At 66.1% G+C, this 23,119-nt stretch carries 22 protein-coding genes and 1 tRNA gene; 18 read left to right on the top strand and 5 right to left on the bottom strand.

Features of this window, described 5'->3' with window-relative positions; genetic code table 11:
• The first annotated feature begins 29 nt into the window (after window positions 1–29).
• Window positions 30–980 carry a cation diffusion facilitator family transporter gene (locus ACZ9J7_RS19790; RefSeq protein WP_476211667.1) on the top strand — a complete coding sequence of 317 codons (951 nt, stop codon included), beginning with the start codon at window positions 30–32 and terminating at the stop codon, window positions 978–980.
• A gap of 90 nt (window positions 981–1,070) precedes the next feature.
• Here the strand turns inward: ACZ9J7_RS19790 and ACZ9J7_RS19785 are convergent.
• From ACZ9J7_RS19785 to ACZ9J7_RS19770, 4 genes are all read right to left on the bottom strand, one after another.
• Window positions 1,071–1,143 (bottom strand) — tRNA-Arg (locus ACZ9J7_RS19785).
• Window positions 1,144–1,256: 113 nt separating this feature from the next.
• Window positions 1,257–2,813, bottom strand: coding sequence for a ferredoxin--NADP reductase (locus tag ACZ9J7_RS19780; RefSeq protein WP_476211666.1), 1,557 nt, complete (start codon window positions 2,811–2,813; stop codon window positions 1,257–1,259).
• Window positions 2,810–3,682, bottom strand: coding sequence for an FAD:protein FMN transferase (locus ACZ9J7_RS19775; protein WP_476211665.1), 873 nt, complete (start codon window positions 3,680–3,682; stop codon window positions 2,810–2,812). Before ACZ9J7_RS19775 ends, ACZ9J7_RS19780 begins: the two co-directional genes overlap by 4 nt.
• 3 nt (window positions 3,683–3,685) lie before the next feature.
• Window positions 3,686–4,138 (bottom strand): FMN-binding protein, encoded by a 453-nt coding sequence (locus ACZ9J7_RS19770; protein ID WP_476211664.1) that lies wholly within the window; start codon window positions 4,136–4,138, stop codon window positions 3,686–3,688.
• 276 nt (window positions 4,139–4,414) lie between these two features.
• Between ACZ9J7_RS19770 and argS the strand changes: the two genes are divergently transcribed.
• From argS to ACZ9J7_RS19720, 10 genes are all read left to right on the top strand, one after another.
• A complete protein-coding gene (argS, locus tag ACZ9J7_RS19765; RefSeq protein WP_476211663.1) occupies window positions 4,415–6,079 on the top strand; it encodes an arginine--tRNA ligase in 1,665 nt (554 codons plus the stop codon).
• Between the two features lie 5 nt (window positions 6,080–6,084).
• Window positions 6,085–7,563 (top strand): diaminopimelate decarboxylase, encoded by a 1,479-nt coding sequence (gene lysA, locus ACZ9J7_RS19760; RefSeq protein WP_476211662.1) that lies wholly within the window; start codon window positions 6,085–6,087, stop codon window positions 7,561–7,563.
• On the top strand, window positions 7,564–8,880 hold the full coding sequence (locus tag ACZ9J7_RS19755) for a homoserine dehydrogenase (protein WP_476211661.1): 1,317 nt from the start codon (window positions 7,564–7,566) through the stop codon (window positions 8,878–8,880).
• Entirely contained in the window at window positions 8,881–9,987 is a 1,107-nt protein-coding gene (gene thrC / locus ACZ9J7_RS19750; RefSeq protein ID WP_224026471.1) for a threonine synthase, read from the top strand.
• A gap of 2 nt (window positions 9,988–9,989) precedes the next feature.
• On the top strand, window positions 9,990–10,964 hold the full coding sequence (gene thrB / locus ACZ9J7_RS19745) for a homoserine kinase (RefSeq protein WP_476211660.1): 975 nt from the start codon (window positions 9,990–9,992) through the stop codon (window positions 10,962–10,964).
• Window positions 10,965–11,257: 293 nt separating this feature from the next.
• Window positions 11,258–13,396, top strand: coding sequence for a transcription termination factor Rho (gene rho / locus ACZ9J7_RS19740; RefSeq protein ID WP_476211659.1), 2,139 nt, complete (start codon window positions 11,258–11,260; stop codon window positions 13,394–13,396).
• A gap of 233 nt (window positions 13,397–13,629) precedes the next feature.
• The gene (gene prfA, locus ACZ9J7_RS19735) at window positions 13,630–14,703 is read left to right on the top strand and encodes a peptide chain release factor 1 (protein ID WP_159631638.1); all 1,074 of its coding nucleotides are present in this window, start codon (window positions 13,630–13,632) and stop codon (window positions 14,701–14,703) included.
• A gap of 10 nt (window positions 14,704–14,713) precedes the next feature.
• Window positions 14,714–15,595 carry a peptide chain release factor N(5)-glutamine methyltransferase gene (gene prmC, locus ACZ9J7_RS19730; RefSeq protein WP_476211658.1) on the top strand — a complete coding sequence of 294 codons (882 nt, stop codon included), beginning with the start codon at window positions 14,714–14,716 and terminating at the stop codon, window positions 15,593–15,595.
• The gene (locus ACZ9J7_RS19725; protein ID WP_476211657.1) at window positions 15,592–16,398 is read left to right on the top strand and encodes an L-threonylcarbamoyladenylate synthase; all 807 of its coding nucleotides are present in this window, start codon (window positions 15,592–15,594) and stop codon (window positions 16,396–16,398) included. The genes prmC and ACZ9J7_RS19725 overlap by 4 nt, the downstream gene beginning before the upstream one ends.
• Window positions 16,398–17,165, top strand: a complete 768-nt coding sequence (locus ACZ9J7_RS19720) for a WecB/TagA/CpsF family glycosyltransferase (RefSeq protein WP_476211656.1) — start codon at window positions 16,398–16,400, stop codon at window positions 17,163–17,165. Before ACZ9J7_RS19725 ends, ACZ9J7_RS19720 begins: the two co-directional genes overlap by 1 nt.
• Before the next feature lie 33 nt (window positions 17,166–17,198).
• Here ACZ9J7_RS19720 and ACZ9J7_RS19715 read toward each other — a convergent pair whose 3' ends face one another.
• Window positions 17,199–18,095 carry a glycosyltransferase gene (locus ACZ9J7_RS19715; RefSeq protein ID WP_476211655.1) on the bottom strand — a complete coding sequence of 299 codons (897 nt, stop codon included), beginning with the start codon at window positions 18,093–18,095 and terminating at the stop codon, window positions 17,199–17,201.
• 289 nt (window positions 18,096–18,384) lie between these two features.
• Between ACZ9J7_RS19715 and ACZ9J7_RS19710 the strand changes: the two genes are divergently transcribed.
• From ACZ9J7_RS19710 to ACZ9J7_RS19680, 7 genes are all read left to right on the top strand, one after another.
• Entirely contained in the window at window positions 18,385–19,497 is a 1,113-nt protein-coding gene (locus ACZ9J7_RS19710; RefSeq protein ID WP_476211654.1) for an MraY family glycosyltransferase, read from the top strand.
• 111 nt (window positions 19,498–19,608) lie between these two features.
• On the top strand, window positions 19,609–20,091 hold the full coding sequence (locus ACZ9J7_RS19705; protein WP_476211653.1) for a hypothetical protein: 483 nt from the start codon (window positions 19,609–19,611) through the stop codon (window positions 20,089–20,091).
• Window positions 20,084–20,422, top strand: coding sequence for an AtpZ/AtpI family protein (locus ACZ9J7_RS19700; protein ID WP_476211652.1), 339 nt, complete (start codon window positions 20,084–20,086; stop codon window positions 20,420–20,422). Before ACZ9J7_RS19705 ends, ACZ9J7_RS19700 begins: the two co-directional genes overlap by 8 nt.
• A gap of 81 nt (window positions 20,423–20,503) precedes the next feature.
• A complete protein-coding gene (gene atpB / locus ACZ9J7_RS19695; RefSeq protein WP_141160056.1) occupies window positions 20,504–21,304 on the top strand; it encodes a F0F1 ATP synthase subunit A in 801 nt (266 codons plus the stop codon).
• Between the two features lie 110 nt (window positions 21,305–21,414).
• Window positions 21,415–21,633, top strand: a complete 219-nt coding sequence (gene atpE, locus ACZ9J7_RS19690) for an ATP synthase F0 subunit C (RefSeq protein ID WP_003804776.1) — start codon at window positions 21,415–21,417, stop codon at window positions 21,631–21,633.
• A gap of 54 nt (window positions 21,634–21,687) precedes the next feature.
• Entirely contained in the window at window positions 21,688–22,239 is a 552-nt protein-coding gene (locus ACZ9J7_RS19685; protein WP_141160057.1) for a F0F1 ATP synthase subunit B, read from the top strand.
• A complete protein-coding gene (locus ACZ9J7_RS19680; RefSeq protein ID WP_476211651.1) occupies window positions 22,239–23,066 on the top strand; it encodes a F0F1 ATP synthase subunit delta in 828 nt (275 codons plus the stop codon). The genes ACZ9J7_RS19685 and ACZ9J7_RS19680 overlap by 1 nt, the downstream gene beginning before the upstream one ends.
• Window positions 23,067–23,119 lie beyond the last annotated feature (53 nt).

Below are 23,119 nucleotides of genomic sequence, written 5' to 3'. Positions count from 1 at the left end.
CAGCGGGCTGCGCTGGGTACGGTAGGCGCATGGCTGAAACCGAAAAGCGATCCAAGTCCAGTTCCACCCTGCTGACGGTCATCATCGCCTTCGTGGCAAATGTGCTGGTGGCCGCGGCAAAGTCGGTGGCAGCCGTCCTCTCCGGCTCGGCTTCGATGGCGGCGGAGGCGGCGCACTCCTGGGCGGACACGGGTAACCAGGTGTTCCTGTTTTTTGCGGAACGGAGGTCCGCCCGGCCCCGGGACAAGAGCCACCCCATGGGATACGGCCGCGAAGCCTACGTCTGGTCCATGTTCGCCGCGTTCGGTCTTTTTACCGCCGGGGCGGTGGTGTCCATCATGCACGGCATCCAGGAAATCATTTCCCCGGAGCCGGCAGCCGATTTCATGGTGGCCTACATCGTCCTGGCGGTGGCTTTCGTCTTCGAGGGAGTGTCCTTCATCCAGGCGTTCCGCCAAACCAGGAAAGCGGCCCACGAACTGGAACGGCACACCCTCGAACAAGTCCTCATCAGCTCCGATCCCACCCTGCGCGCCGTCTTCGCCGAGGATGCCGCCGCACTGATCGGCCTCGTGGTGGCGTTCGTTGGCGTGTTCCTGCACCAGGTCACCGGCTCGCCGCTGCCCGACGCGATAGGTTCGATCGTCGTCGGCGTGTTGCTCGCCGTCGTCGCCGTGGTCCTGATCGACCGGAACCGGCGCTTCCTGGTGGGCCAGGGCGTCACTCCCGATATTGAGCGTTCCATGGCGCGGCGGGTGCTGGAGCACCGGGACATCGCCCGGCTGACGTACCTGCACCTGGAGTTCGTTGGCCCGCGCAAGTTGTACCTCGTGGCGGCAGTGGACCTGGAGGGGGACCATCCGGAGCATGAGGTGGCGGTGGCCCTGCGCAGGATCGAGCGGGAGCTGGAGGACCACGCAACGGTTGAAGAAGCCGTGCTGACCCTGGCGACCCTTGATGAGCCGGCACTGAAATTCTGACCCGGTTTCCCGGGGAGAACCGGCGCAGGGCGGGGGATCCCGGGAAACGAAAAACCCCCGCCGCTTCAAGAAGCGGCGGGGGTTTCGTTGTGCCCTCGATAGGATTCGAACCTACGACCTTCTGCTCCGGAGGCAGACGCTCTATCCCCTGAGCTACGAGGGCAATTTTCGGGATATCCTGCCGTTCCCGGCGGGACGTCCTAGAGCTTAGCAGGAAGGTGGCCCGCAAGGGAAAACAGGCGCAGGGGCATGTCCGCGAAGGCTGCTGGAATGGCCTCAGTAGCCGGCGAAAGAGTCGCTTCTTACCCTGCGCGCGCCGGCGCGCCGGGCCGCCCGGCGGAGGGATGCGACGCTTGCCGGGGAGCCCGAGACGTAAACCTCCCGGCGGCCAATGTCCGGGACCAGCGCCGCAAGCGCCTTTCCATCCACCCGGCCGGGCGCGCCGTGCACCCCCGTTGAAGCGGAGGCCAGGCCCGACGGCGGTTGGGAGCCGTCCGCAAGTAACACCATTACCCGAAGGCCGGAGGCCCGGAGTTCGTCCGCATACGGCACCTCGTCCGCACTCCTGGCCAGGAGCAGCAGGACGGCATCCCGCTCCCGCAAGGCGCCGGAGGACAGGTGGGACACGAATGGCGTGATGCCGATGCCTGCGGCGATGAGCAGCACCGGCCGGCGGGGATCCCGTGGCAGGACGAAATCGCCGCCCACCGCCGTGGCCGTCAGCTGGTCACCAGGCCGCAGCCCCAGGAGCGCCTCCTTGGCCGCAGACACCGGACCGGCTGTGCGGACGCCAAAAGACACCTGGCGCGCGCCAGGGGAACCGGTCAGGCTGAACACGCGGCGCCGGCCTTTCCCATCCGGTCTGGCGTGCGGGAGGTCCAGCTCCATGTACTGTCCGGGGAGGAAATGCACCGGCCTGGCGGGCTCGAACGAGAACTCGGCCGTGGTGGGCGTCAGCGGGCGGCTTCCGGCGAACCGGAGCTTCACGGCCCCGCGCTGGCCGGCCAGGAAGGCCAGCAGGTTGCCCGCCAGCAGCGCCGCCTCGGGGGAGTTCGCCACTGTACCCAGGTTCCACGGGACCGCGAAGAGTACTCCCACCACAACGGCAAGGACCAGCTGTTGGCGCCGCCGCGGCGGCAATGTGAGGGGTTCGGTCAGCATGAAGCCCACGAAGAAGAGCACTGGACGCTGCGCGAGGGCCTGCCAGAGGCCCATCCCGGCCGTCATGCCGGCGCGAAGCAGTTCAACGTTGATGATCGCGGTCGCAACGACAGTGAACACGGCTGCCATCAACAGCTTGCGCGTCCGGTGCAGGACCAGCAGCACGCCCGGCACCAGCAGCCAGAGCATGGCCGGTGTCGCTGCCCACCACGTCGCAATGTTCAGCCCGGTCAGGCCGGTGGCGAAGGCGCCGGCCGCGGCGGGATTGAAGATGTGCCGTCCGCGCCAAGCCAATGCGTACTTCGACGCCGAGGCCAGGACGCACGCCAGCGCCACCCCCGCCAGGTCCATCGGCTGCAGGGAGGGCCAGAACAGGAAATACAGCAGCAGTCCGGTGATCAGGGAGGACTCCGTGTGGGGATTCACCCTGAAGAGGGCCGCCAGCGCCCGGTTGGTGGCCCAGGTCAGCCCCAGGCACAGTGCCAGGTGTGCCAGCATCTCCGCGACGCCGAACGTCAGCCAGCCCAGGACGTTGAGCAGCAGGCTGTAGGTGGCAAGCGCTGCAAGGACCAGGAGGATCAGCCGGTACATGGTGAACCTGCCCACGGCGGTGCCTATCCGTCCCGTCAGGGAGGGAGCCGGGCCGGTTTGAGGTGTGTCCACGGGGCTCATGAGAACAGCTTCCCTTCGAATTCGGCCGAGTAGGTTGCGCTGCCGTCGGAAAAGACTGTCAGCCAGGAAAAATCGAACGCCTCTCCGAGCACGGGGCCCGGAACGAAGAAGAGGGCCGTGGCGAGGGCGTCGGCAACCATGGCTGTCTCCGCCAGCGCCCAGGTGGCGACGGCGGTCCGCACCGGCTGCCCGGTGGTTCCGTCCAGCACGTGGTGCAGTCCGTCGCCCCAGGCACGCCGGTTGGCGGCCGACGCGCACAGCGCCCGGTCCTGCAGGTCCACCACGCCGATGGCCTGTGCCGGGTTGTAGGGGTGTTCAAGCCCTACACTGACGGGTCCGCCGCCTCTTGCCAGCAGGTCGCCGCCGGCATCGACGACGAACGCGCCAATCCCTGCAGCCTCCAGTTCCCGGGCCAGCAGGTCCACCAGCAGGCCCTTGCCGGCCGCACCGATGTCGAGCACCACAGGGGCGCTGGCGTCCAGCACCGTTCCGGCCCAGCTGAGCACCAATTCCCAGGGCGGAGCCGGGAGCGGCGGCCCTGCTGCCCGGAGGGAGTACGCCGCGTCATACCCCAGTCGCTCCAGGCTCCCGCCTATGAGGGGTGTCATGGCGCCATTCGTCAGGTTGTAAAGCTGCCGGTACAGCCCACCCAGTGGCGCGGCCTCCTCCGGGAAGGAGTAGCGTCCGGGCCGCCGGGCCATGGCTGCAACGCGGGAGTCAGCGCGGAAACGGGACCACTCGCCGTCGAACTTTTCCACCCTGCCCAGGACCCGTGTCCGCACGGCTGTGGGCAAGGGGAGGGGAGTGGTGATGTGCCAGTCAGTACCGATCCCCTGGAACGAAAAGTCTTCCCGGCCTGTCGCGGGCACCGCCTAGTGCGCCTCCGCCTTGATCTTTGCCAGGGCCTGGTTGAACCCTCCGCTGGTCAATGAGGAACCGGAAACCTTGGAAACGTTCAGTTCGTCGATGTTTTTGCCCACCACCTGGGCTGCGATGCCGCCGGCGAACTGCCCCTGGAATTTGCGGGTGTTGGGGTTGGACGGGTGCTGGGTGATCTGCACGTCAGTGACTTTTCCCGCAGCAAGCGTCACCTGCACCCCCACCGTCTCGGTGCCGTTGGGCGAGACGTAGTTGCCGTCCGCACTGTAGGTGCCGTCCTTGTAGTCGCCGCCGCTGCCGGCCAGGGCTGAGGGTCCTGCGGAGGGTGCACCCGTTGCTGCAGGGGTGCTGTCGGCTGTGGACGGCGCGCAGCCCGCCACGGTTGCTGCCAGGGACAGGCCTGCCATGCCGGCGGCGAAGCCCTTACGCAGGACAGCTCCCGGCATGGAAGCGCCACTGGGGGCAACGGCACTCCCGGTAGTGATTGGGCTTTTAGGGAAGGAGGGTCTCATGAAGGCTCTCGTTTCAGTTTTGGGCTGTTCATTTCCGGGGGCTGCACCCTTTTGCGGGGCGGCGGCGTGCTCCAGTGGTTACGGTTTAGTCAACGCAGGATCCGGCCGAATGGTTCACGGTGCCGCCGGAAAGCGGAATTTTACCCACGCCGCCCGGCAGGGACGGGCGTCAAATTCTTTGCTGTCACTGGCCCCCGGTAGGCTAGGGGGGTGACTCCCGAAGAACTTTCCCTCGCCATATCCGCCTGCCTCAAGGACGCCGTCGCCGCCGGTGATATTGCCCTTGCAGCATCAGCCATTCCGGCTGAGGTGCGCGTGGAGCGGCCCAAGAACCGGGACCACGGCGACTGGGCCACCAACATCGCCCTCCAACTGGCCAAGAAGGCCGGCACCAACCCGCGCGAATTCGCCGCCGTCCTCAGCAGCCGGCTCAAGTCCATCGACGGTGTCTCCGCCGTGGATATTGCGGGCCCGGGGTTCCTGAACATTACGGTGGACGCCGCTGCCGCCGGCGCCCTGGCCAAGGTCATCGTTGAAGCCGGCAAAGACTACGGCACCAATACTGCGCTCGCCGGCCGCACGGTCAACATGGAGTTCGTATCCGCCAATCCCACCGGGCCGCTGCACATCGGCCACACCCGCTGGGCCGCCCTGGGCGATTCGATTGCCCGCGTGCTGCGCGCCTCCGGCGCCGACGTCACGGCCGAGTACTACATCAACGACGCCGGCTCGCAGATGAACACCTTCGCGAACTCCGTCTACTCCCGCCTGCACGGGCTTCCGGTGCCGGACGGCGGCTACCCGGGGCAGTACATCGCCGACCTGGGCCACGAAGTCCTCACCGCTCACCCGGACATCCGCGAGCTCACCGAAGTTGCGGCGCTGCCGGTCATCCGGGCGGCCGCCTACGAGGCCCAGATGAAGGACATCAAGGCCACCCTGGCGGAGTTCGGCGTCGAGTTCGACGTCTTCTTCTCCGAGCAGGAACTGCACGACGCCGGCGCGATCGAAAGTGCCGTGGCGCGGCTTCGCGAGCAGGGCCACGTGTTCGACGACGGCGGTGCGGTCTGGCTGCGGACCACGGACTTTGGCGACGACAAGGACCGCGTGATGATCCGCGCCAATGGCGAGCCCACGTACTTCGCTGCGGACGCCGCCTACTACCTGTCCAAGAAGGACCGCGGCTTCACGGAAAAGATCTACCTCCTGGGCGCCGACCACCACGGCTACATTAACCGGCTCAAGGCCATCGCCGCCGCGGCCGGGGATGATCCGGAGGTCAACATCGAGGTGCTGATTGGCCAGCTGGTTTCTGTTAATGGAGCCAAGCTGTCCAAGCGCGCGGGCAACATCATCGAGCTCAAGGACCTGATTGAGTGGCTGGGCAAGGACGCCGTCCGCTACTCCCTGGCCCGGTTCCCCGCCGACTCGCCGCTGACGCTTGATCCGGAGCTGCTGAAGAAGCACAGCAACGAGAACCCCGTGTTCTACGTCCAGTACGCCCACGCCCGTTCCCGCGGCGCGGCGCGCAACGCCGTAGCGGCCGGCGTCGAACGCCGGGTGGACGGCCAGGACAGCTTCGACGCATCGCTCCTGGACCACGCCACGGAGAACGAGCTGCTCTCCTACCTGGGCAGCTACCCGTCGATTGTGGCCAAGGCCGCGGAACTGCGTGAACCGCACCGCGTGGCGCGCCACCTCGAGGCCATCGCGGGTGCCTACCACCGCTGGTACGACGCCTGCCGCATCGCCCCCATGGGCGAAGAACCCGTCACCGACCTCAACCGCACCCGGCTCTGGCTCAATGACGCCACCAGCCAGGTGCTGGCCAACGGACTTGACCTGCTGGGCGTTTCCGCGCCGGAACGGATGTAGGACCCATGACGCACACAGCAGCACAGGGCTCTCCGCTTGCCCCGGAGTGGCTTGCCGTTCCGGATGACCTCAATGCCCTCCACGAACCGATGTGGGCCGGCGACGCAGCGCGCAACGCCGACGGTGAACTCGCCATTGGCGGCATCCCCGTCAGCGAGTTGCAGCGGCAATACGGGACCCCGCTTTTCGTGATGAGCGAGAACGACTTCCGTGCCCGGGCCAGGGCATTCAGCGACGCGTTCAACAACGCCTTCGCGGATATCTGCGGGGGAGTGGATGTCTACTACGCCGGCAAGTCGTTCCTCTGCACCGCGGTGGTCCGCTGGGTGGAGGAAGAAGGGCTGCGGCTGGACACGGCCTCGGGCGGGGAACTTGCCGTCGCCTACCGGGCCGGCATTCCCGGGGCGGACGTCGCCCTGCACGGCAACAACAAGTCCGACGGCGAGATCCACAGGGCGCTGGACATGGGCCTGGGGCGGATCGTGGTGGACAGCCTCGATGAGCTGGTGCGTGTCGGTGCGATCGCACAGGGGCGCGGGGAGGAGGCGAAGGTCATGCTGCGGCTTACCCCCGGCGTGCATGCCCACACGCACGAATTCATCGCCACCGCCCACGAGGACCAGAAGTTCGGCCTCTCCATGGCTGCCGACACCACCGATGAAGCCGGCATCTCCGCTGCCGAGGAAGCGGTGGCCGCGGCATCAGCGCATCCCGGCATCGAGCTGCTGGGCCTGCACTGCCACATCGGATCCCAGATCTTCGAGCCGGACGGCTTTGCGCTGGCCGCCTCCAAGCTGCTGCGCTTCCTGGCCGCCATGCAGGAAAAGTACTCCATCACCCTGCCGGAACTGGACCTTGGCGGCGGCTACGGGATCGCCTACACGCCCGTGGACACCCCGCGCCCTGCCGCTGAGATCGCCAACGCGATGGCCGCCGTCGTGCGTTCCACCTGCGCCGAGCTGGGCATTGACGCGCCGCGCATCTCTATCGAACCGGGACGCGCCATCGTTGGCAGCACCACCTTCACCCTGTACGAAGTGGGGACGTTGAAGACGGTCCGCGTTGACGCGCCCGGCACCTCCGGCGGCGGTGACGGTGACGCGGGCAACAACGTTACGTATCCCCGCCGGTATGTTTCGGTGGACGGCGGCATGAGCGACAACGCCCGCCCGGTGCTGTACGACGCGGATTATTCGGCCGTCCTGGCCTCCCGCACCTCCAGCGCCGCCCCGCAACTGTCCCGCGTAGTGGGCAAACATTGCGAGAGCGGCGACATAGTTGTTAGAGATGTATATCTGCCCGAGGACGTGGCAGCCGGTGATCTGCTTGCCGTACCGGGAACCGGCGCCTACTGCTGGGCCCTCTCGAGCAACTACAACTATCTGGCCCGGCCGGGCGTTGTCGCGGTGCGCGACGGATCTTCCCGGCTGATTGTCCGCGGGGAAACCGAAGAAGATCTGTTGAACCGCGACATGGGAGCCTGAATGACGGAAATGCGAACGCTGAAAGTAGCCCTGCTGGGCTGTGGCAACGTCGGAGCCCAGGTTGCGCGGATCCTCATTGAGGACGCCGACGCCCTCGCTGCCCGCACCGGGGCCCGCCTGCAGCTCAGCGGCATCGCCGTGCGCAACGTCAACGCCCCCCGCGACGTGGACCTGCCGCAGGAGCTCTTCACCACCGACGCCGAAACTCTGGTCAAGGACGCCGACCTGGTGATCGAACTGATGGGCGGCATCGAGCCCGCCCGCACGTTGATCCTCTCCGCGCTGCGCAACGGCGCCTGCGTGGTCACCGGCAACAAGGCACTCCTGGCACAGGACGGCCCCACCCTCTACGAAGAGGCGGACAAGGCGGGCGTCCAGCTGTCCTACGAGGCCGCCGTGGCCGGCGCCATCCCGATCCTGCGCCCCATCCGCGACAGCCTCTCGGGCGACCGCATCACCCGGGTGCTGGGCATCGTCAACGGCACCACCAACTTCATCCTCGACCAGATGGACACCACCGGCGCCCAGTTCGCCGACGCCCTCGCCGAAGCCCAGCGCCTTGGCTACGCGGAAGCGGACCCCACGGCCGACGTCGAAGGCCACGACGCCGCCGCCAAGGCCGCCATCCTCGCGTCGCTGTCCTTCCACACCCGCTTCGCACTCGACGATGTCCACTGCGAAGGCATCACGTCCGTCAGCGCTTCGGACATCGCAGCCGCGAAAGACGCCGGCTTCGTCATCAAGCTGCTGGCCATCGCAGAGAAACTGACCGACGCCGACGGCAAGGAAGGCGTGTCCGTCCGCGTGCACCCCACCCTCCTGCCCCGCGAACACCCGCTGGCCGCCGTCCGGGGCGCATTCAACGCGGTGTTCATCGAAGCCGAAAACGCCGGAGAGCTGATGTTCTACGGCCAGGGCGCCGGCGGCACCCCGACCGCATCCGCTGTCCTGGGCGACCTCGTGTCAGCAGCCAGGCGCCTGGTCCTGGGCGGTCCGGGCCGCACCGAAACCACCACGGGCCACGTCCCCGCGCTGCCCATCGACGCGGCCACCACGAGTTACTACATTGGCCTGGACGTCGCCGACCAGCCCGGCGTCCTGGCAAAGATCGCCCAGCTCTTCGCCGAGCACGGCGTCTCCATCGAAATCATGCGGCAGACCATCCACCGCGATTCAGCTTCCAATGTGGAGTCGGCCGAACTGCGGATCGTCACCCACCGTGCGTCAGAGGCTGCCCTTGCAGCCACCGTCGAGGCCGTGAAGGGCCTGGACGTCATCAATTCAGTTACATCCGTTTTGCGGGTAGAAGGAGTCTAAGTGGCTCACCAATGGCGCGGTGTCATCCGCGAATACGCTGACCGTCTGCCCGTGACGGAGTCCACCAGGGTCATCACCCTGGGCGAGGGCGGCACCCCGCTGGTGCACGCGCAGAAGCTTTCCGAGCTCACCGGGTCCGAGGTCTACCTCAAGGTGGAGGGCATGAACCCCACCGGCTCCTTCAAGGACCGCGGCATGACCATGGCCATGACGGCAGCCGTTGCCTCCGGCGCGAAGGCTGTGGTGTGCGCTTCCACCGGCAACACGTCCGCGTCCGCCGCTGCCTACGCGACGGCCGCAGGCCTCAAGTGCGCGGTCCTTGTGCCCGAAGGCAAGATCTCCATGGGCAAGCTCAGCCAGGCGATCGCCCACGGGGCTACCCTGCTCCAGGTGGACGGCAACTTCGACAACTGCCTGGACATCGCCCGCAAGCTGGGGGAGTCCTACCCCGTCTTCCTGGTGAACTCGGTCAACCCTGCCCGCATCCAGGGGCAGAAGACCGGCGCCTTCGAAGTGGTCGATTCCCTGGGCGACGCACCGGACATCCACGTTCTGCCCGTGGGCAACGCCGGCAACATTACGGCCTACTGGAAGGGCTACAAGGAGTACTCCGCTCCCTTCGAATCGGAGACGGCCGGCACGCTTCCCGCCGTATCCACCAGGACGCCCGCGATGTGGGGTTTCCAGGCTGCCGGGGCCGCCCCCTTCGTCGCAGGCCACCCCATCACTGAACCAGACACCATTGCCACCGCCATCCGCATTGGAAACCCGGCGTCCTGGGACGGTGCCGTCGGCGCCCGTGACGAATCCGGCGGGCTGATCGAGGCCGTCACCGATGAGGAGATCCTGAACGCCCACCGCTGGCTGTCGTCCAAGGAAGGCGTCTTCGTGGAGCCCGGTTCCGCCGCCGGCGTGGCCGGACTGCTCAAGAAGCACGCCGCCGGCGAGGTACCCAGCGGAAAAACCATCGTCATTACCGTCACCGGCCACGGCCTCAAGGATCCCCAGTGGGCCCTGCGCACCGAGGACGGCAGCGACGTCCAGCCGGTCAAGGTTCCCAACGACGTCGTCACCGTAGCCGCTGAGCTGGGACTGGAAGAAAAATAACCTTGGACACCACCTCGCAGGCCGCCGTCGGACTGCAACTGATTGAGCCGGGCCAGCGCGTCACCGTCCGCGTCCCCGCCACCACGGCCAACCTTGGTCCCGGCTACGACAGCCTGGGGCTTGCCCTGGCCCTGCACGACACCTTGACCGTGGAAAGCCTGGACACGGACGAACTCGTTTTCGAGCTCAGCGGCGAGGGCGCAGATACCCTTCCGCGTGATGCCAGCCACCTGGTGATCCGGGCCATGGATGCGGCTTTTGAACGGCTGGGATTCCGCCACGGCGGCCTGAAGGTGACTGCCGAAAACGTCAACCCGCACGGCCGTGGGCTGGGCTCCTCCGCATCAGCCGTGGTGGCGGCTGTGTCTGCTGCCAATGCCATGGTTCCAGCGGAAAACCAGCGCGGCCGCGACTGGATCCTGCAGCTCACCAGCGAGATGGAAGGCCACCCGGACAACGTCGCACCCGCGATTTTCGGCGGACTGGCGCTGTCGTGGCAGGACAGTGAGCAGTACAGCAGCACCAGTGCCACAGTTACCGGATCCGTGATCCCTGTTGTGGCGGTCCCGGACTTCGAACTCTCCACCGAAGCTGCCCGCGCCCTGCTGCCCGCATCAGTGGGACACCATGCGGCTGCCATGAATTCGGGCCGTTCGGCGCTGCTGATCCACGCCCTTACACAAAAGCCCGAATTCCTGCTGCCGGGCACCGAGGACTACCTGCACCAGAGCTACCGCGCCGAGGCCATGCGGCCCAGTGCCGCACTGATAGGCGCCCTCCGGAAGGCAGGCCATGCCGCAGTGGTTTCCGGTGCCGGGCCAACGGTCCTGGTGCTGGCCAACGGAGAGGCACAGGCCGCGGACGCTGTGGCCTTCATCGAAGCCTTCACGGCGGAGAACACGCCGGATATCGGTTGGCGCGTGCTGAAGCTCGCAGTGGACGTTGAAGGTGCTAAGGTGGACGTGCACCGGCGGTAATTCTGCCTATCTGATCTGCTCCTGCATTCAGTTGCTGTTTGATCTACCACTGTGAATGTATTCCGGTGCCACCTGCTTGGTCTGTCGCAGGAATCTGCAGCATTCAACTGCCCCTGAAAGCGTCAGTCAGGCGCTGCGCCGTGGGCGCAGCGCAAGGTGAATCAGTATCCGGCCCTGCTGGCCGAAATCCAACCGGCAAGGCTGAAATCCGGCTGCAGATCTGAACTGCAGCCCAGATCAAATCATCGCGTCCAGCTCCCAGTCTGGACGCCGTCGAGGGGGAAGGATCCTTCGTGACCGAAACCACTGAGCTGTCTCCAGCTGTGGAACACACAACTTCTGCTGCCGAATCATCGGCCGCACCCGCCAAGAGCAGCGGCCTCGCCGGCCTTAAGCTCGCCCAGCTGCAGGCCCTCGCCAGCCAGCTCGGCATCTCCGGCGGCTCCCGCATGCGCAAGGGGGACCTGGTCTCGGCCATCTCCGCCCACCGCGCAGGCACCCTGACCGTCAAGACGCCCGCCAAGGCAGCGGACAAGGCTCCGGAAACCACCGCGGCTCCGGCTGCAGCCGCTCCGGAAGCAGCCGCCACCGAAGCTCCCGCTGCTGAAGGCACCCGTGCCCGCGGACGCGGCCGCAGCCGCCGCGCCGTCAGCGACGGCGTAGTAGCTCCCGCAGCCGAAGCTCCCGCCGTGGAAACCGCTGCGGCGCCTGCCGCCGCAGCCGTGGAGGCGCCGTCGGCCGCCCCCGCGGAAACCACCGAGGCATCCGAAGGCGCCCCCGAGCGGCGCCAGCCCCGCACCCGCAACCGCCGCCGCAGCGAAGCCGCTGCCGCCTCCATCCAGGAAGCTCCGGTGGAAACCCCGGCAGAGCAGCCGGCCACGGAACAGCGTGCAGGCGAGCAGCGTGCAGGTGAACAGCGCACCGAAGCTCCCGCTGAAGCAGGGGACGGCGGGCAGCGCACCGAACGCCGCGAAGGCGGCCGGACCCGCGGCCGCGACAACACCCGCGATTCCGACGGCGGCCGGGACAACAGCGGCAGCCGCGAAGCCGGCCAGCGCGACGGCGGCCGGGACAACCGCGACAACGACGACTCCGACGGCGGAAGCCGCCGCAACCGCCGCAACCGCCGCGACCGGAATGACCGCAACGACCGCTCCGGCGGCCAGGATCGGGACAACTCCCGCAACGACCGCTTCCGCGACCGCAACGACCGCCGCCGCGGCCGCAACCAGGGCCCGGACGTGGACGACGTCGAGGTTACCGATGACGACGTCCTGCTGCCGGTTGCCGGCATCCTCGACGTCCTGGAAAACTACGCGTTCATCCGCACCTCCGGCTACCTGCCCGGCCCCAACGACGTTTACGTCTCCCTGGCCCAGGTAAAGAAGTACAACCTGCGCAAGGGCGACGCCGTGGTGGGCGCCATCCGTGCACCCCGCGAAGGCGAAGACCGCAACCAGCAGTCCAACCGCCAGAAGTTCAACGCCCTGGTCCGCGTCACGTCCGTCAACGGCAAGACGCCCGAAGAACTCAAGGACCGCGTCGAGTTCGCCAAGCTGGTTCCGCTCTACCCGTCGGAGCGCCTGCGCCTCGAGACCGACCCCAAGAAGATCGGTCCCCGCGTCATCGACCTCGTGGCCCCGATCGGCAAGGGCCAGCGTGGCCTGATCGTCTCCCCGCCCAAGGCCGGCAAGACGCTCATCCTGCAGTCCATCGCCAACGCCATCACCACCAATAACCCTGAGGTCCACCTCATGATGGTGCTGGTCGACGAACGGCCCGAAGAAGTCACGGACATGCAGCGCACCGTCAAGGGTGAGGTCATCGCCTCCACCTTCGACCGTCCCGCAGACGACCACACCACTGTGGCCGAACTCTCCATCGAACGCGCCAAGCGCCTCGTGGAAATGGGCATGGACGTGGTGGTCCTGCTGGACTCCATGACCCGCCTGGGCCGCGCCTACAACCTGGCAGCACCGGCCTCCGGCCGCATCCTGTCCGGTGGTGTGGACTCCGCCGCCCTCTACCCGCCCAAGCGCTTCTTCGGTGCGGCCCGCAACATCGAAAACGGCGGCTCGCTCACCATCCTGGCCACCGCCCTCGTTGAGACCGGCTCCAAGATGGACGAGGTTATCTTCGAAGAGTTCAAGGGCACCGGCAACATGGAACTGCGCCTGTCCCGCCAGCTGGCAGACAAGCGCATCTTCCCGGCCGTGGATGTCAACGCATCCGGTACCCGCCGCGAAGAGAACCTGCTCTCGCCCGAAGAAGTCAAGATCATGTGGAAGCTGCGCCGCGTCCTCTCCGGACTCGAAACCCAGCAGAGCCTTGAACTGCTCACCAACAAGATCCGGGAAACCCAGAGCAACGTCGAGTTCCTCATGCAGGTCCAGAAGACGACGCTTGGTGCGAAGTCGGATAACGACAAGTAGCTGAGTTAGGGGCGGGCGCCGGTGCGTTCGTGCGGTGGGTGCCGCGCGGATGTTCCGCCCCCGCCCCTTCGCGTTGCAGCTGACGTACTTCGTACGTCAGCTGCAACGCTCCGACAGGCCCGATGCCACTCCCGGGGCGGAACATCCGCGCGGCAGTTGCGGGGCTCGCTCACCGTGGCGCGCCGCTTCCTGTGCCTGATTTAAGATGGGCACAGAACGAAAGGTTTTGAAAAATGTTTGAGTCCGTACAGGGCCTGCTTGATGAGCATGATTCCATCCAGGCGCAGCTGGGGGATCCTGCTGTTTATGCTGACCAGCGGCTGGCCCGGAAGCTGGGGCGGCGGTCGGCTCAGCTCAATGGCATTGTTGAGGCGTACCACAAGTGGGAAGGCATCCGGGATGACCTTGCCGCGGCCAAGGAGATGGCTGCCGAGGATCCCGAGTTTGCTGCCGAGGTGCCTGAACTTGAGGCTGCGCTGGAGACTGCTGCGGCCAAGCTGCGGCGCCTGCTGATTCCCCGCGATCCCGACGACGCACGCAATGTGATCCTCGAAGTCAAGGGCGGTGAAGGCGGCGACGAGGCTGCCCTGTTCGCCGGCGACCTGCTGCGCATGTACACCCGGTACGCGGAGTCCCGCGGCTGGAAGACTGAAATCATCTCCGCCACGGAGTCGGACCTGGGCGGCTACAAGGACGTCCAGGTGGCCGTCAAGGGCAACTCCAACGACCCCGCCGAAGGCGTGTACGCCCGGCTCAAGTTCGAAGGCGGCGTGCACCGCGTCCAGCGCGTGCCCGTGACCGAGTCCCAGGGCCGCATCCACACCTCCGCAGCCGGCGTGCTGGTCCTGCCCGAAGTGGACGAGCCCGAAGAGCTCGAAATCAACCAGAACGACCTCAAAATCGACGTGTACCGGTCCTCGGGCCCTGGTGGCCAGTCCGTGAACACCACGGACTCCGCCGTCCGCATCACGCACCTTCCCACCGGCATCGTAGTGGCCATGCAGAACGAGAAATCGCAGCTGCAGAACCGCGAAGCCGGCATGCGCGTCCTGCGCGCACGCATCCTTGCGCACCAGCAGGAGCAGATCGACGCCGCCAACTCCGAGCAGCGCAAGTCCCAGATCCGCACCATGGACCGCTCCGAACGGATCCGCACCTACAACTATCCGGAGAACCGGATCGCGGACCACCGCACCGGCTACAAGGCGTACAACCTGGACCAGGTCATGAACGGCGACCTGGAACCGGTCATCCAGTCCGCCATCGAGATGGACGAACAGGCACGCCTGGACGCCATCGGCGACTAGTCCTCCCGGTATGAACGCGGGCCAGACCCTCGCCGACGCCGTCAGCGCGGCAACCGCCGTCCTCCGCGAGGCCGGCGTGCCCAGCCCCACGGTGGACGCCGAACTCCTGGCCGACCACCTGCTCAACGTGGGCCTTGGCCGGCTCCGCGCCCTGATGCTGGGCGACACCCCGGCCCCCGACGGCTACACGGAGCTTGTGGCCGAACGGGCCGGGCGGGTGCCGCTTCAGCACATCACCGGAGTGGCACACTTCCGGTACCTCGAGCTGGCCGTGGGACCTGGCGTGTTCATCCCGCGTCCGGAGACCGAATCGGTGGTCCAACTGGCCATCGACCACGTCAAGGGGATGCAGCATCCCCGGTTCGTGGACCTCGGCACGGGCTCGGGCGCCATTGCCGGTTCGCTCGCCTCGGAGGTTCCCGGTGCCGAGGTGCACGCGGTCGAATTCAGCCCCTTCGCGCACGCCTGGGCGGCGAAGAACCTGCTGCCGCTCGGTGTGGACCTTGTCCTCGGGGACCTGCGCGACGCCTTTGCGGAACTTAACGGAAGCGTCGACGTCGTGGTTTCCAACCCGCCGTACATCCCGGCGGAAGCGATCCCCAACGAACCCGAAGTAGCCCTGCACGATCCGCCGGAGGCTTTGTACGGCGGGGGAGCGGACGGCATGGAACTTCCGACGGCGGCGGCAAAGTCCGCTGCCAGGCTGCTGCGGCCCGGGGGGTACTTCGTCATGGAACACGCCGAGGTGCAGGCCGGCTGGATTGCCGCCATGCTTGCCAGGACCGGACCCTGGACGGACATCACGACGCACCTGGACCTCAACGGCAAGGAACGCGCCACCAGCGCCGTCCTCGCGGACCAGGACACACGGAATGAAAGAATGGGCCAGTGACCACAACTTATGACTGCACCATTGAAGACGAGCGAGCCCGCGGCCTCGAGGACGCCCAGCGCGCCATCGGCGAAAAGAAGTGCGTCGTGCTCCCCACGGACACCGTGTACGGGATCGGCGCGGACGCGTTCTCGCCTCAGGCCGTGACCATGCTGCTGGTATCCAAAGGGCGCAGCCGCACCATGCCGCCACCGGTCCTGATCCCGCGCATCAACGCGCTGGACGGCCTGGCCACTGAGGTGTCCGCGGAGGCGCGCAAGCTGGCCGAGGCCTTCTGGCCCGGTGGCCTGACACTGATCCTCCACGCTCAGCCCTCCCTCGACTGGGACCTGGGCGAGACCAAGGGGACCGTGGCACTGCGGATGCCCGCCGATGACGTTGCCCTCGAACTGCTGACCTTGACCGGCCCCCTCGCCGTGTCTTCAGCCAACCGCACCGGCCACGCCCCGGCCCAGACCGCCGCCGCTGCCCGCGAGCAGCTGGCCGATTCGGTGGAGGTGTACCTGGAAGGTGGCCCGCGCCCCTTGGAAGGCGACCCCGGCGTGCCGTCCACCATCGTGGACGCGACCGGACCCGTCCTGCGCGTGGTGCGCGATGGAGCGGTGAGCCTGGACCAGCTTCGCGAGCATGTCCCCGGGGTGCTGGGCCTGGGGGAGGACCCCACTGCCGACGCTGATGCAGGCACCGCACATGCAGGGGACGTACAGGACGACGGCGGCGCTCCGGCTTCGGCGTCCGGCTCGTCCGCCGTGACGGCACCGGACGCCGAATCCACCGCCCCCACCGGGGACCAGCAGCCTTGATGACGCTGGAGCGCCAGCAGATCCCGGTCCTGGGCGTGCACGCCACTCCGTTGCGGGTCCCTGAGCTGGTGGCGGAACTGAGCATCTTCGTAGCGGAGGGATCCACCCGCACGGTCCTGGGCCATAACCTGCACAGCGTCACCCTCACCCTGTCCGACGACGGATTCCGGCGGCTTTACGAGGCCAGCGACGTGGTGCTCCTGGACGGGGCGCCGGTGCTGTGGCTGTGGGGGAGGACCGGCAACGCCGACGGACCCGTCATGGATTACCGCCTGGGTTCCACGGACTGGCTGCCGGCACTTGACCAGGTGGCCGGCCTTGAACGGATTGCGGTGATCGGCGCCGGCGCCGAGGCGAACGCGGGGGCAGTCAGCAGGCTGAAGGACATTGTTCCCGGCGCACGCGTGTCCGGTTTTCCCGGCGAAGGATGGGGCCCTGACCTTGAAGACGCGGCCGTTGCATGGCTGCACCGTGAACAGCCGCAGTTGGTCCTGCTGGGACTGGGCATGCCGCTCCAGGAAGACGTGATGCAGCGGCGGCTCGCTGACATGCCCCCTGCTGTGTACTGCGCCGTGGGCGGTGCCATCGAGCAGTTGGCGGGGGTCCAGAAGCTGGCCCCCCGGTGGCTGGGCAGGATGGGGCTGGAGTGGGCGTGGCGCCTGCTCCTGCATCCGCGCCGCGTCGCGTACCGCGTGCTGGGGGAGCCCTGGGTCCTGCTGTGGCTCCTGGTTGCCCGCAGGCTCAGGAAGTCCGGGCCGGACAAGTAAGCAGGGCCCGGACGCAGCGCCGGCGGCGTTCTCCTAGAACTTCTGGTCTTCGAGCGGGGCGAAGCCCTTGCCGCGCAGGCCGGTGGTAAACGCCCGCGCCCACCCCAGGAAGCCCGGAAGGTCCCGGCGCTGCAGGAAGTAGCCCAGGTAGCCGCCTACGTCGGCCACGAAGGAACGCACCCTGAAGTAGCGGCGGATCAGGTAGCCGCGGTTCCGGTAGTAGTAGAAGCGCTTGAAGGCGGAGTCCGGGACGATCACGTGCCAGCGTGCGCCGTAGACATGCTGTGTTTCCCCGAAGGCGTGCGGGTGCGTGATGGCAGTGGTCGTGACGGTGCCGAACCGGATCCCGGCCTTTCGCAGCCGGATGGTGAAATCAACTTCATCGCCGCGGATGAACAAGCGCATGTCCGGCAGGCCCACCTTGAAGAACACGTCCGAGCGGATCAGTGCACCGTTGAAGAAGTGGCCGTCATCCGGCAGGAATCCGAGTTTCTCCACCTCGGCCCGGTCGTGCGTAACCTTGCCGTCCAGGCGGAAGAAGAAGGACAACCGGTCAGGATGGCCGGGCGCCGTGACCAACGGGACCACGGCCTCCAGGTCGCGTGCCTCAGCCTCCCGAAGCAGCGTGGCGAGGCATTCGGGATCAACCGGCTCGGCGTCGTCGTCCATCATCCAGATCCAGCGGGCCCCGCTGGCCACAGCCTTGAGCGCGGCCAGCGCGAACCCGCCGGCGCCTCCAAGGTTGGCTTCGGAGCGGACATAGTCCACGTTGGGATGGGCCGCAGCCACGTCCGCGGCCGGGGTGGTGCCACTGTCAACCAGGCAGATCGTGTCGACCTGGCGGCTCTGGGCGTTGATCGCAGCCAGCAGGACGGACAGTTCCTTGGGCCGGTCGAACGTCACGGCGGCAACCGCAATGCGGGGGGTCATGGGGGTCCTTTCAGCATGGCTGCCAGGGAGTTCCCCGCCGGTAGTGCGCCCGTGTGGCGCGGAGCCATGGTGCCGGTGGCACTAGTATCTTTGACTAGAGTCCACTGTAATACAGCCCTGTAAGGCGCTGCGCGTATGTCCATGCGCATTGCCTGCTGCGCGCTCGGCGACGGAGAAGTTTCATTTATCGACGAACAGATTCCCGGCCCGTGAGCCCACCCACCCCCAACCCGCTGCCGCCGCAGCTGAGCGGTTTCGGCACCACCATTCCCGGAGCGGTAGCCGTCCCATGATCATGTACCTGCTCATGGGGCTCACCGCCGCCATCGTCTCCTATGCGGCCACGTGGGGCGCCCGCGTCGTGGGGCACCGGCTCGAGCTGCACCTGCCCATCCGCAGCCGGGACATGCATTCCACCCCGGTGTCCAGGCTGGGCGGGGTGGCAATCTTCCTGGGCGTCATGGTGGCGCTGGTTGTTGCCAGCCAGTCCTTCTTCGTCAAGGACATCTACAGGAACAACTTTTCGCCGTGGGGCGTGCTGGCAGGGGCGGCCGTGATCGTCCTGGTCGGTGTGCTGGACGACCTGCTGGACATCCGCTGGTGGGTAAAGCTGATCGGCCAAAGCGCTGCCGGCCTCACAGTGGCCATCTGGGGCGTCCAGATGACCATCGTGCCCTGGGTTCCGGAGCCCATCTACCTCCAGGACGGAACGCTGCGGATAGCGCTGACCGCCGGGCTGATCGTCACCACCATGAACGCCTTCAACTTCATTGACGGACTGGACGGCCTGGCCGCGGGCGTTGCCGTCATCGGTGGCACGGCGTTCTTCATTACCGCCTACTGGGTCCACCGCAACGCGGTTCTGCTGGATTATTCGGACCTGGCAACCCTCATAACCGCGGTCCTCGTGGGCGGATGCCTGGGCTTCCTGCCGCACAACTTCTTTCCCTCGAAGATCTTCATGGGCGACTCCGGTGCAATGCTGATCGGGCTCCTCATGGCGTCGGCCGGCGTTGTCTCCACGGGACAGATCACGTCCGGGCTCTACGACCGTGCCAACGGTATTTCCACCATCATTCCGATCCTCCTTCCCTTCGCCGTCCTGTTCCTCCCGCTGCTGGACCTGGGACTGGCCGTCGTGCGCCGAACGGCCCGCGGCCGGTCGCCCTGGTCCGCAGACCGCGGACACCTGCACCACAAACTGCTGGACATCGGTTATTCGCACCGCACCGCTGTGATCCTGATGTACCTCTGGACCACCGTGCTCTCGTTCGGCGGCCTGGCGTTCGCCGTCTTCCCCTGGCATATCGTGCTCGCCGTGGACATCTTTGCCACGCTGGTCATGGGACTGGTGACCGCCTGGCCCTACCTGTCCCGCGGCAGCAGCGAAACCATGGCGTAACGGCGGTTCTGAATTATTTCTATCTCGTGTAGAATTTAGGGGCAGCCCAAAGCTGCCACTCCACCCCCTGCCTCCTGGCGATCCGCCATGTGGTGCCGACGATGGGATCGCATGACCTCCAACGCCGAGTCCGGACCTGCCTCCGGCAATGGACCCGTTGGTACGTCCGGTCCCACCCGTTCGCTCTGGCTGAACCTGCTCAAACGCAGCTCGATTGCCGCCACGGCCGGGCTTGTGCTCTGCGCAATTCCTGCCGGCATCCTCAACGGGGCAACCGGGGCGGTGTCCAGTTTCCTTGGTGGCCTGCTGGTGATGATCTTCTTTGGCATCAGCCTGCTGGTGGGACACTTCGTGGGACGCCGAAACCCCTCCGGTGCGATCGGGATGTTCGTAGCCACCTACTTCATCAAGGTCGTCGGGTTTGCCGTCGTCCTGTTCGTCATAGGTGCTCCGGAGTGGCTCCATGGCCGGTGGTTCATCATCGGCGCCGTTGTGGCTGTCGTCCTGTGGCAGGCCGCGGAGATCCATGGCTTCAGCAGGGCACGCCTCCAGATCTACAACGATCCAGAAGACAAGGGAGCATCCGATGCGTGATCCGAAAAAAACCGCAGGTGCCGCACATGGCAAACGCGGCCGACACGGCTCCGCAGAGGCTTCTTCCGACGCGTCCACCGATGGCGGCTACAACGCCGGAATGGCTGTATTCAGCTACATCATTGGCGGAATCATCGTCTGGAGTTTGATAGGGTGGGGACTGGATTATCTGTGGGGAACGCGCTGGATTGTGCTCGCAGGCGCTCTGCTTGGAGCCGTCGGAGGTTTCTACCTTTCCCACATGCACGGCCTCACCAGTTCCCGCAAAAATGCTGATGGGCGCCATGCTCCCAGCGCACCGTCCCAGGACGGAGAAGATAATGCCAAATAATTTCACAGGGGGAACAGCAGGCTGTCAGGCTGCCGGACCCCGCCCAACGCCCAATGATGGACACTGCAGAGAGGAAACGCGTTGATCGCGCTTGCGCTCCCGGCCCAAGATTCAGGAGAGTTCACTCCTCCTGGTATTAACGAAATGCATTTGCCGGCAATCCTGCCGTGGGGTGCCGCAGAAGGATTCTCCAAGCAGATGCTGCTGGTCCTCCTCTCTGTCGTCTTTATCGCCGTCTTCTTCGTGCTCGCAGCACGCAAGCAGCAGCTGGTACCCGGCAAGCTCCAGTTCGCCGGCGAAGCCGCCTACGGCTTTGTCCGCAACGGCATCGCCAAGGACATCATCGGCGGCCGGGACTTCATCAAATACGTCCCCCTGCTGTTCAGCCTGTTCTTCTTCATCCTGGTCAACAACATCTACGGCGCCATTCCGGTGTTCCAGCTCCCCACGTTCTCGCACGTGGGTGGAGCGTACGTGCTGGCCGGCCTGGTGTACATCACCTGGATCGCCATCGGCGTCAAGAAGAACGGCATCCGCTACTTCAAGCTGGCCACCGTTCCCTCGGGCGTGCCGTGGTACATCCTGCCGATCGTTATCCCGATCGAAATCATCTCCAACTTCGTTGTCCGGCCCGTCACGCACAGCCTCCGTCTGTTTGCGACCATGCTCGCCGGCCACCTGATCGTGATGATCGCCGGTTCCGGCATCGAGTACCTGATCATGCAGGAGAACTTCCTGCTGAAGGGAACCTCGGTCCTGGTCCTCGCCGGTGCCATCGCCATGTACATGCTTGAAGCCCTGATCATGGTCCTGCAGGCCTACGTCTTTACCCTGCTGACCGCGATCTACATCGAAGGCGCACTGCACGCCGACAGCCACTAGGCACGCTGCCGGGGCAGCACGCTCCGGCCGCACACCACAGTCTTCCCCTTGCGGGGATGAAGCAACCCAAACAACCTGCCACACAAAGTGGCATCTTGAAAGGAAAAAAAATGGAAGGCTCCATCAACGGCTCCCTCAACCTCATCGGCTATGGCCTCTCGGCTATCGGCGGTGGTATCGGTGTGGGTCTCGTGTTCGCTGCCTACATCAATGGCGTTGCACGCCAGCCGGAAGCCCAGCGCGTCCTGCAGCCGATCGCATTCCTTGGCCTGGCCCTGACCGAAGCCCTCGCCATCCTGGGCCTGGTCTTCGCTTTCGTTCTCAAGTAAACCTTCAGAACTTCAGCGAACATTCAGAACCGAGTAGATAAGGACGGGTGAAATATGCATCAGCTGATCATCTCAGCCGCCGCTGAAGGCGACGTCAACCCCCTTGTTCCCAATGGCTGGGAAATGCTGGTTGTCTTCGTGGGCTTTGCCATCCTCTTCTTCATCGTGGTCAAGTATGTTGTCCCGATGTTCGAGAAGACCTTTGCAGAGCGTGCCGAGGCCATCGAAGGCGGTATCGCCAAGGCTGAAAAGGCCCAGGCTGAGGCGTCTGCTGCACTCGAAGAGTACAAGCAGCAGCTGACCGACGCCCGCACCGAAGCCAACCGCATCCGTGAGGAAGCCCGCGCCGAAGGTGCCCAGATCCTCGCGGATCTCAAGGAGAAGGCAGCAGCAGAGTCTGCCCGCATCACCGCGCAGGCCCACGCACAGATCGAATCCGAGCGCCAGGCGGCCGTTGTGTCACTGCGCTCCGAGGTAGGCACCCTGGCCACCACCCTTGCCGGCCGCATCGTGGGCGAGTCCCTCGACGACGACGCACGCGCAGCACGGGTCGTGGACCGCTTCCTGGCAGATCTGGAGTCCCAGAACGCAGGTGCAGCTAAGTAATGGCAGGCGTATCGAGCGAATCGCTGGCAACAGCCCTTGCCGCGTTGGAAGCGAAGCTTCCCACGGCGTCGCTGCAGCTGGCAAAGGAACTCTTCGGAATTCTGGGAATGGTGGACAGCTCGGCTGGCTTGCGCCGTGCCCTGACTGACCCCTCCCGCAGCGGTGACGAAAAGTCGGCGCTGGTGCGGCAGTTGGTTGGCGGAAAAGTCTCCGCTGATGCTGCTGAGATCGCGGGCGGGCTGGCCAGTTCACGCTGGGCATCGGCGCGTGACATCGGCGATGCACTCGAGACTCTTGCCGCAACGGTGGTCATTTCCGTTGCTGAAAACAAGTCGGCCGTTTCTGCCTCCGGAATCACTGGCCTGGAAGAGTTGGAAAACGACCTGTTTTCCTTCAACCAGGCTGTTGCCTCCAACCACGAGGTACAACGTGCTCTGTCCGAACCGCAGGCATCGCGCGCAGCCAAGGCTGGCCTTGCCGAGAAGCTGGTACCAGGCGTCAGTGAGGAAGCCAAAGTCCTCATCACGCAGGCTGTCAGCGAGCCACGCGGGATCAAGCCGACCCGGCTTGTGGAACGGTTCGCCGAACTGGCGGCCAAGCGGCAGCAGCGCTGGATTGCAACGGTCAGCGTAACCCGGCCCTTGTCGCAGACGCAGCTGGCACGCCTCCAGGCGGGCCTGAATGCGCTGTACGGGCGGGAACTGAAGGTCAACATCAACGTTGACCCCTCGCTTATTGGCGGAATCCGCGTCCAGGTGGGTGACGAAGTGCTTGATGCTTCGGTTCTCTCCCGGCTGGGCGAACTGCAACGCCAGCTGGCCGGCTAACCGGACAAGCACAACCAAACTGATAGAAACCCCGGTCACCGTTTGCGGTGATC

Source organism: Pseudarthrobacter sp. TE9888 (assembly GCF_056279345.1).
This window is presented reverse-complemented; position numbering and strand designations above follow the sequence as displayed.

Coding starts and splice junctions, on each gene's coding strand:
- ACZ9J7_RS19790 (WP_476211667.1), top strand. CDS start 30: ATGGCTGAAACCGAAAAGCGATCCAAGTCCAGTTCCACCCTGCTGACG.
- ACZ9J7_RS19780 (WP_476211666.1), bottom strand. CDS start 2,813: ATGAGCCCCGTGGACACACCTCAAACCGGCCCGGCTCCCTCCCTGACG.
- ACZ9J7_RS19770 (WP_476211664.1), bottom strand. CDS start 4,138: ATGCCGGGAGCTGTCCTGCGTAAGGGCTTCGCCGCCGGCATGGCAGGC.
- lysA (WP_476211662.1), top strand. CDS start 6,085: ATGACGCACACAGCAGCACAGGGCTCTCCGCTTGCCCCGGAGTGGCTT.
- ACZ9J7_RS19755 (WP_476211661.1), top strand. CDS start 7,564: ATGACGGAAATGCGAACGCTGAAAGTAGCCCTGCTGGGCTGTGGCAAC.
- prfA (WP_159631638.1), top strand. CDS start 13,630: ATGTTTGAGTCCGTACAGGGCCTGCTTGATGAGCATGATTCCATCCAG.
- prmC (WP_476211658.1), top strand. CDS start 14,714: ATGAACGCGGGCCAGACCCTCGCCGACGCCGTCAGCGCGGCAACCGCC.
- ACZ9J7_RS19720 (WP_476211656.1), top strand. CDS start 16,398: ATGACGCTGGAGCGCCAGCAGATCCCGGTCCTGGGCGTGCACGCCACT.
- ACZ9J7_RS19715 (WP_476211655.1), bottom strand. CDS start 18,095: ATGACCCCCCGCATTGCGGTTGCCGCCGTGACGTTCGACCGGCCCAAG.
- ACZ9J7_RS19710 (WP_476211654.1), top strand. CDS start 18,385: ATGATCATGTACCTGCTCATGGGGCTCACCGCCGCCATCGTCTCCTAT.
- ACZ9J7_RS19705 (WP_476211653.1), top strand. CDS start 19,609: ATGACCTCCAACGCCGAGTCCGGACCTGCCTCCGGCAATGGACCCGTT.
- ACZ9J7_RS19700 (WP_476211652.1), top strand. CDS start 20,084: ATGCGTGATCCGAAAAAAACCGCAGGTGCCGCACATGGCAAACGCGGC.
- atpE (WP_003804776.1), top strand. CDS start 21,415: ATGGAAGGCTCCATCAACGGCTCCCTCAACCTCATCGGCTATGGCCTC.
- ACZ9J7_RS19685 (WP_141160057.1), top strand. CDS start 21,688: ATGCATCAGCTGATCATCTCAGCCGCCGCTGAAGGCGACGTCAACCCC.
- ACZ9J7_RS19680 (WP_476211651.1), top strand. CDS start 22,239: ATGGCAGGCGTATCGAGCGAATCGCTGGCAACAGCCCTTGCCGCGTTG.